The sequence below is a fragment of the Mycobacterium sp. E3298 genome, assembly GCF_001666895.1.
GTDB lineage: Bacteria > Actinomycetota > Actinomycetes > Mycobacteriales > Mycobacteriaceae > Mycobacterium.
Genome location: NZ_LZJB01000282.1, coordinates 1 through 1,445, shown reverse-complemented (window position 1 = coordinate 1,445; position 1,445 = coordinate 1). Strand labels below are relative to the sequence as shown.

1 protein-coding gene and 1 pseudogene are annotated in these 1,445 nt (G+C 65.1%); both read left to right on the top strand.

Annotated features, from left to right (window positions below; all coding sequences use genetic code 11):
* Window positions 1-682: pseudogene (locus tag A9X05_RS31670) on the top strand (serine/threonine protein kinase); the annotation flags it as partial.
* A 38-nt stretch (window positions 683-720) separates the two neighbouring features.
* The coding region (locus A9X05_RS13455; protein ID WP_156736692.1) for a serine/threonine-protein kinase at window positions 721-1,445 on the top strand (725 nt) is incomplete at its 3' end.

The window sequence follows — 1,445 nt, the reverse complement described above, 5'->3', positions numbered from 1 at the left end:
CCCACCACACGCCCCGCACCAATTCACCGGCGCACCCGCCTGGAACCAACCCCCACCCAAACGACGCAACCCCTGGCCCATCATCGCCGGCGTCGCCGCACTGGTCGTCGTCCTCGTCGTCCCCGCGGTCGGCATCGCGATGGTGATGGGCGGCGACGACAGCAACTCGCAGGCCAACCGGACCTCGACCTCGACGACCACGACGACCAGCAGAACGGTCACCACGACCACGACGAGCAGGGCCCCGAACCCGCAGAGCAAGCTGATGAGCGTGCTGCCCGCCGGATATCCCAGTGGCGCTTGCACCCCTGCCACCCCGAAGGCCAACAGCATTTGGGTGAACGCGTTGGCCATGGTCGACTGCGACCAGAACACCAACCAGGGCGGCCCTTCCCGCGCCGTCTACGGGTTGTTCGCCAATGCCGATCTGCTCAAGAAGGCGTTCGACGACGACGTCGCCGCCGTACAGTTGCTCAACTGTCCGGGGGCCGGTCCGTCACCGGACGGCTGGCACCACGACAGCACCCCGACGGTGACCGCCGGCTCGATCGCGTGCGGCACCTACAAGAACCACCCGAACGTCATCTGGACCAACGACGCCAAACTCCTGCTCTGTGACGCCTACGGTGATCCTCCCGCCCTCGAAGACCTGCATACGTGGTGGACGAACTACGGCGGCTGACTTGATGTGCTGTGGTGGTTGGGTGACAAGGATCAGCGATGAGTGATGAGCAGGCCTCGCGGGTGGGCACGGATTTCGGGCCCTATCACCTAAAGCGGCTGTTGGGCCGGGGTGGGATGGGCGAGGTCTATGAGGCCGAGCACACCGTCAAAGAGTGGACGGTCGCGGTCAAGCTGCTCTCGGAGACCTTCAGCAAGGACCCGGTGTTTCGGGAGCGGATGAAGCGCGAAGCCCGCACCGCCGGTCGTTTGCAGGAACCGCACGTGGTGCCCATCCATGACTACGGCGAAATCGACGGGCAGATGTTTTTGGAGATGCGCCTGGTCGAGGGCACCGACTTGGACAGCGTGCTCAAACGCTTCGGCCCGCTGGCCCCACCGCGCGCGGTGGCCATCATCACCCAGATCGCCTCGGCGTTGGATGCCGCCCATGCCGCCGGGGTGATGCACCGCGACGTCAAACCGCAAAACATTCTGGTCACCCGCGATGATTTCGCCTATCTGGTGGACTTCGGCATCGCCAGCGCGACCACCGATGAAAAGCTCACCCAGTTGGGCACCGCGGTCGGGACGTGGAAATACATGGCCCCGGAACGCTTTTCCAACGCCGAAGTCACCTACCGCGCCGACATCTACGCCCTGGCCTGCGTGCTCTACGAATGCCTCACCGGCTCACCGCCGTATCGGGCCGACAGCGTCAGTGTCCTCGTCACCGCGCACATGATGGATCCGATTCCTCAGCCGACCGCGTTGCGGCCCGGGAT